This is a genomic window from Varibaculum sp. (assembly GCF_008661855.1).
GTDB classification, from domain to species: domain Bacteria; phylum Actinomycetota; class Actinomycetes; order Actinomycetales; family Actinomycetaceae; genus Varibaculum; species Varibaculum timonense_A.
This window is the reverse complement of sequence record NZ_RPZY01000033.1, coordinates 117,755-124,620: the sequence shown is the minus strand read 5'-3', so window position 1 is coordinate 124,620 and position 6,866 is coordinate 117,755. Positions and strand designations below refer to the sequence as shown.

Annotated in this window: 4 protein-coding genes; all 4 read left to right on the top strand. The window is 51.0% G+C overall.

The window, feature by feature from the left end:
• Nucleotides 1–33 precede the first annotated feature (33 nt).
• The 4 genes from QZT94_RS04460 to lysX all read left to right on the top strand — a co-directional run bounded on the left by QZT94_RS04460 (nucleotide 34) and on the right by lysX (nucleotide 6,857).
• Entirely contained in the window at nucleotides 34–606 is a 573-nt protein-coding gene (locus QZT94_RS04460) for a GNAT family N-acetyltransferase (RefSeq protein WP_296773200.1), read from the top strand.
• Nucleotides 607–669: 63 nt separating this feature from the next.
• Nucleotides 670–1,572, top strand: a complete 903-nt coding sequence (gene dapA / locus QZT94_RS04455) for a 4-hydroxy-tetrahydrodipicolinate synthase (RefSeq protein WP_296760949.1) — start codon at nucleotides 670–672, stop codon at nucleotides 1,570–1,572.
• A 171-nt stretch (nucleotides 1,573–1,743) separates the two neighbouring features.
• Nucleotides 1,744–3,435 carry a ribonuclease J gene (locus tag QZT94_RS04450; RefSeq protein ID WP_296760951.1) on the top strand — a complete coding sequence of 564 codons (1,692 nt, stop codon included), beginning with the start codon at nucleotides 1,744–1,746 and terminating at the stop codon, nucleotides 3,433–3,435.
• A gap of 2 nt (nucleotides 3,436–3,437) precedes the next feature.
• Nucleotides 3,438–6,857 carry a bifunctional lysylphosphatidylglycerol synthetase/lysine--tRNA ligase LysX gene (lysX, locus tag QZT94_RS04445; protein WP_296760953.1) on the top strand — a complete coding sequence of 1,140 codons (3,420 nt, stop codon included), beginning with the start codon at nucleotides 3,438–3,440 and terminating at the stop codon, nucleotides 6,855–6,857.
• The last annotated feature ends 9 nt before the right edge of the window (nucleotides 6,858–6,866 follow it).

The window sequence follows — 6,866 nt, the reverse complement described above, 5'->3', positions numbered from 1 at the left end:
GGCTAGATAAAGTCATGGATTTAGGAGTCTAAGGTGTTATCAAGGTCAGATGCAACCGGATCGGTTCGCCTCGCTAAAAGTGAAGATATGCCGAGTTGGGGACAACTCCACTCGACTGCAATGAGTAAAGATTTACATTCTCATTTAGGGCAGGTAGCCCCGCAAACTTTAGCGATGATTAACTCAGGAGAATTCCCTAAAGCCTGGACCAAATCCCTGCTTAGCCCGCCCTCCCCAAAACATCATTTACTTTCGGCAGTAAACAAAGGACAGGTTGTGGGAATGGCGGCGATTGCCCCGGCTCCTACAATGTTGGCGAAGCCGAAACAGTCTCCGCTAGCGCAGCGGGGAGCAGATTCGGAAATCGTGGCGCTAGAGGTTAGCGATTGGGAAAAGAACCTGGACGATGCTTCTCGCCTACTTCACGCGATTGTTGATATGTTGCGACTTTCGGGAGCAAGCCGGGTACAAATCTGGTTGGCGGCTGGGGGAAAAGAAAAAATCCGGTTCTTTTCCGGATGCGGATTTTCTCCTGCAGGTCTGCGTCAGGGTTTGCAGGTGGGGCATGAATCCATGGTGCAGCACCTGTGGTTTTGTGACCTTTAGACCCCTCTCGCCCGCTTTTTGGACGAAATATAAATCGGCAGGTAGAGCAGGTACAGTGGAGTCATGAGTAACCTAGATAGCGCTTTTCGGTTAGCTGGTTCGGTTGGGGTAGCGATGGTAACCCCCTTTAAACCTGATGGCGCTGTAGATTATGACGCCGCCGCAAACCTAGCGAAACACCTGGTAGACCAGGGAGTAAACCATCTGGTGCTTTCCGGAACCACCGGGGAGGCTCCTACCACTCATCTAGATGAAAAAGAACAGCTGATAAAGGTGGTTCGCCAAGCAATCGGAGACGATATTTTCATTACCGCCGGCGCTGGCTCTAATGACACTGAGCACTCGGTGCGGATGGCGCGCAGCGCCCAGGAAGCCGGAGCTAACGGGCTTTTGCTGGTTTCTCCTTACTATTCTCGTCCCTCCCAAGAAGGCCTATATCAGCACTTTGTGAAAGTATCCTCCCAGGTAGACCTACCGATAACTCTTTACGATATTCCCGGACGCACCGGGGTAGCTATTAGTGATGAACTGCTAAAACGCCTGGCTGAAATCGATAATGTTGTGGCGGTCAAAGACGCTACCGGTAAAGTCGAGGTAGGTGCAAGGCGGATAGCGCAAACCGGGCTAGCTTTTTACTCCGGTGACGACGCTCTTAACTATTCGTGGCTAACTCATGGCGCGGTGGGGATTATCAGCGTGGTCGCTCACGTAGCCGCTCCCAGCTACCGCAAAATGGTGCAGCTGGTAGAAAAGGGAGACTACCAGGGGGCTCTGCAGCTTTCCCTAGAACTGGAGCCCCTGGTGAAAGCGTTAATGGGAGGGGGACAAGGAGCGGTAATGGCCAAGCACGCCCTCGCCCTCCAAAAAATTATTCCCTCTGATACTTTGCGTTTGCCTCTAGTCCCAGCCAGCAGTGAAGAAATCAAACAGCTGCAAAAAACGCTTGCAGATTTTGCTTTGCTCTAGGTCTGCGGGCTCGCTGCCGCTAATATCCCTAACCGCAACGCCGCTAGTTATTCCCAATCACTAACCGCCCAGGCGGGGTATTCTAACCCTAAATAGCTAAGCGTCACTATATTTATATCTTTTGCGCGCGCACGTTTGCCATAAACGAGCAAAATCGCAAGAATTAGACGTGTGAATCCGCTATATCCTGAACTTCCTTACCCCCCCGCCCTAAAATCTGGTGCTATCCGGATTATTCCCCTAGGAGGACTGGGGGAAGTAGGACGGAATATGACCGTCATTGAACTGGACGGCAAAATCCTGATTGTGGACTGTGGGGTACTCTTCCCTGAAGAGCTACAACCCGGTGTTGATTTGATTCTCCCCGACTTTTCTTACCTGAAAGAACGGATGAATGACGTGGTAGGGTTGGTGCTCACCCACGGACATGAAGACCATATCGGGGCAGTACCCTACCTGTTGCGACTACGCGAAGACATACCGATTTACGGTTCTGAACTGACCCTCGCTTTTTTGCGTCCCAAACTGGAAGAACATCGACTGAGCGCGGCGCATCTACATCAAGTCAGTGAGGGCGAGAGCATTGACCTAGATAATTTCGCTTGCGAATTCTTGGCAGTTACCCACTCGATTCCCGATGCCTTAGCCGTTATGATTCGCACTTATGCTGGAAACCTGCTGGTAACCGGCGATTATAAACTTGATCAGCTGCCACTGGATAAACGAATCACAGACCTGAGAGGTTTCGCCCGCATGGGGGAAGAGGGCGTTGATTTGTTCCTAGTGGACTCCACCAATGCGGAAGTGCCGGGCTTTATCACTCCGGAAAGAGAAATCGGTCCGGTAATCCGCCAGGTGCTAGCCGAATCCAGTGGGCAGGTAGTGGTAGCCTCCTTTGCTTCCCATGTACACCGGGTTCAACAAGTCCTAGAAGCTGCCCAGGCGGTGGGCAGAAAAGTTTGCCTCTCGGGTCGTTCTATGGAACGCAATATGAATATCGCTGCTCAAGCTGGTTATTTAGAGCTAGACCCCGAAGTGGTGGTGCGCGCCGAAGATATGAAGCATTTGCCTGCCAATAAACGAGTATGGATGGTTACCGGCTCCCAAGGTGAGCCTATGGCAGCGCTATCTCGGATTGCGCAAGGGCAACATCGGCTAGTGACTTTGGAACCTGACGATACCGTCTTGTTGGCGTCCTCCCTAATACCGGGGAATGAAAACTCGGTTTACCGGGTAATAAACGCGCTGATGCGCCAAGGAGCCAAGGTAGTGCATAAAGGTAACCGGGCAGTGCATGTTTCCGGGCATGCCGCTCAAGGAGAATTGCTTTATACCTACAATATCGTCCAGCCCAAGAACGTCATGCCCATTCACGGCGAAATCCGACATTTGATTGCTAACGGTCAGATTGCGCACGCCACTGGGATTGCCGAAGAGAACATTGCTCTAGCCGAGGACGGGGTAGTAGTAGACCTCAAAGACGGAAAAGCCCAGGTAGTAGGGCAGGTTGATTGTGAATATGTTTATGTTGATGGTGGCTCCATCGGCGAAATTGATGAAGACCAGTTGAAAGACCGAATGACCTTGGGGGAAGAAGGCTTCGTGTCAGTATTTGCCGCCGTAGATGTGCCCACCAAGATCATTGTTGCCGGTCCGCATATTACCGCGCGGGGAATGGCCGAGGACGAGGGAGTATTTAGAGAGGTACTCCCGGACGTGACCGAGGCGCTGCAAAAAGCCTTAAATCTAGGAGATAGCGACCCCTACCGCCTCCAACAGGCAATGCGCCGCGCCCTGGGACGTTGGGTGGCGCGCCGGTTGCGGCGTCGCCCGATGATTGTGCCGGTAGTCGTGGAGATTTAAATATGAATGCTAGCAGTAAAACTAAAAGCTCTTGGAAACAGCAGGTTCCAGTATGCGCCGGTTGGGTTTACAGCTTGGGGGCTATCTTTTGCCTGATAACCATAGTTTTACGTTATCTGTTTGAATTCGGTTTTAACCGGATAACTGTCTATATACTGCTTACTTTGGGGGTACCGGCGCTTCCTACCTTATCGACGGCGGTACTGCTAGCTTTTGTAGCTCTCTTGTGTTTTATGCGAAAACGCCTGGCAGTAATCGTAATGATAGCCATGCAATCCCTGATGGCTCTACTGTGTTTACTAACCTTAATTGTCTTATGGTTCGATGGAGAACTAAAACAGAAATATGCGTTAGAACCAGCAATTTTTCTGGTTATCGCGATTGGAATCATCGTCCTTTTAACTAAATCTGCCTCTGGATTTTGGGGGCGGGTAAAACTACGTTCCCTGTTAGTTGGCTTCAGCATAGTATTGGCGGGGGAGGCAATCTTATTTGGAATTGCTTTTGCTTTGACCCGCCACCTCACGCCAGCAACTATTGCCTCTTCGGATATAGCGCTGTGGGTACTGCGACGTATCAGCGGATTACCGTTCTTGTCTACGCCTCAAATAAATACCCTGTTGCGAGAATTTCCCGGAATCAAAGCATTATCGCTGATAGTGATGATTCTGTCGGCAGTTATCATCTTCTATGCGGTGATGCGTATCCTAATTGGCCAACGCTGCGAAATTCGCAGCAAACCAGATGACCTGCGTTTACGTAAACTTTTGATTCAATGGGGAGCAGAAGATTCCTTAGGGTATTTCGCTACTCGTAATAATCGCACGGTGATTTTCAGTTCCGATGAATCCTCAGCTATCTCCTATGGAGTCAGCGGGGGAATAGCTTTAGCCGCCGGTGACCCGATTGGAAACCCGGATTCCTGGGAAGACGTGGTTTTACGCTGGAAAAAGCATTGTTACAGTCAAGGCTGGATTCCAGCCGTGATAGCGGCCAGCGCTCAAGGAGCCAGAGTCTATCGGCGCAGCGGGATGATGGTGAAAAAAATGGGGGACGAGGCCATCATCTCCGCTGACAGATTTGATGAAAACTCGGTACATGGTCGCGCACTCCTGGCTGCTCAACGGAGGATTAGACGTAGCGGAATCAATATCGAAGTGCGCCGCCAAAGCGAAATCACTCCCTGTGAGCTAAGCGAACTAGAAATGGCAGCCAGCCTGTTCCGGATTGGGAATGAACGCGGCTTCTCAATGAGTCTAGATAGAGTATTCGCCCCTCAAGATGATCGGCAACTTATTTGCACCGCGCGAGGAAACAACGGTGAACTACAGTGTTTACTGACTTTTGTTCCCTGGGGGCCGCGTGGAGTCTCTCTGAATTTGATGCGCAGGGCAAAAAATGCTGCCAACGGGGTAGTGGAAGCAATGGTGCTGCAAATGCTGCAACACGGCTTTGAACAGGGTATTGATCGGTTCTCGCTCAATTTCGCCATGTTTAGAGAAATATTTGTTGAGGGCGAATCGGTAGATGCCACTCTTAACGACCGTTTTAAACGGATTCTGTTTATTAAGGCTTCAAAGTTTTGGCAGTTGCAGTCCCTATATGAATCTAACGCCCGTTACAATCCACGTTGGTTAAGCAGGTATATGTGCTTTTCTTCGGACCCGCTAGTGCCTTTGACTCTAATAGCTGCCGGTTGTTTAGAAGGCTTTATTCCCGCGCCCGCCTCTTTGCTGACTCTCAAAGGAACTCAATGGGAAGCAGACGAAGAGTATTTAACTCAGCTGAAACATATCCGCCAAGAACTCACCTCTCAGGCGGTTACCTATAAACTCACCGACCAGCAGAAAGTCCGCCGTAAAAAAGCAGAAAAGCTATTATCGGTCGGGATAGAGCCTTTCCCTCCCGGTTTTGACCTAGGCGAGCCTTTGAGGAAGGTCTTTAAGCAAGTAACTAACCGCACGGCTCTAACCTCACTACCTGGGGGTAATGCTCAAAATGCTGACATTAATCCCCCTGGCAGCGCTGCTAGCGTGACTGAGGCATCCACTTGCGGGAATTCGCCCTTAAAAACCCATGGCCGCATCGTAGCAAAACGCAACCATGGGGGAGTATGGTTCTGGGATTTATATGACCGGGGAACCTACCTCCAAGTAGTTTTAGAAAAACAACACCTAGCTTCCCGAGACTTCGCTAATCTGCCCCTACTTGACCTGGGAGATCAAATAGTCGTCAGCGGAACCTGCGGCACTTCCCGCAACGGCACGCCCTCACTAATTGCCCAAAAATGGGTGCTAGCTGCAAAAGCGCTTCGCCCCTCACCCCACCCGAAAGAAAACCTAGACGAGAAAACCTCCGCTCGCGACCGCACCCTAACGCTGCGTAACGACCCTGTAGCTCTGCAAATGCTAGAAGAACGCTCGCGGGCATTAACAGCGGTACGTGCGGAGCTTGCTCAGGCAGGATTTTTAGAAGTAGAAACCCCGATACTGCAAGCCGTGCAAGGCGGCGCTAATGCGCGTCCGTTTGTAACCCGCTCTAATGCTTACTCTATCGATATGTTTTTGCGTATCGCCCCCGAGCTATATCTAAAACGCCTGGCAGTGGCGGGAATGGGGGCAATTTTTGAAATGGGACGCTCTTTCCGTAACGAGGGCGCTGACGCAACTCATAACCCCGAGTTTACGTCTCTAGAGGTTTATAAGGCGGGCGCTGACTACCTGGAGATGATGACTTTAACCCGCAAACTCTACCAGAGGGCGGCGCGCGCGATTCATGGACGAGAAATCGCTTTACGTCCCCTTAGCGACCCGGGAAATCAAAAGATTGAGCGTAGCGTAAAGGGAACAGATTATTATGCTTACGATATTTCTGGAGACTGGCCGGCGATTCCGGTTTATCAAGCCATCTCTAAGGCTTTAGAGGAAGAAATTACGGCAGATACTGATGAGAGTATTCTCCGGCAGGCTTGCCAGAAGTTCGGTATCGACACTCCCCCCGGGGCTGACCATGGAAGATTAATCGGGGCGCTCTATGATGAGCTGGTCGAGGCTAAAACCACTCGCCCCACTTTCTATATGGATTTCCCGGTTTCATCTTCCCCGCTGACCCGAAAACATCGTGACCATCCGCGCCTGGCAGAACGCTGGGATTTGGTGGCTTTTGGTATGGAACTAGGAACCGCCTATACCGAACTTACAGATCCGCGTGACCAGCGTGAACGTTTTACTCAGCAGTCGCTGGCGGCCGCTGCGGGTGACCCGGAAGCAATGAGCCTAGATGAAGATTTCTTGAACTGTTTAGAACTGGGATTATTGCCTTTGGGAGGGCTAGGATTAGGAATGGATCGCATGGTAATGATGCTGCTAGGTTGCGATATTCGCCAAGTGCTGGCATTCCCGTTCGTCAAACCGCGAAGCTGAAATCCGAAA

What these genes read in the sequence shown, in the direction of transcription:
- dapA (WP_296760949.1), top strand. Translation starts at nt 670, where the DNA reads ATGAGTAACCTAGATAGCGCTTTTCGGTTAGCTGGTTCGGTTGGGGTA.
- lysX (WP_296760953.1), top strand. Translation starts at nt 3,438, where the DNA reads ATGAATGCTAGCAGTAAAACTAAAAGCTCTTGGAAACAGCAGGTTCCA.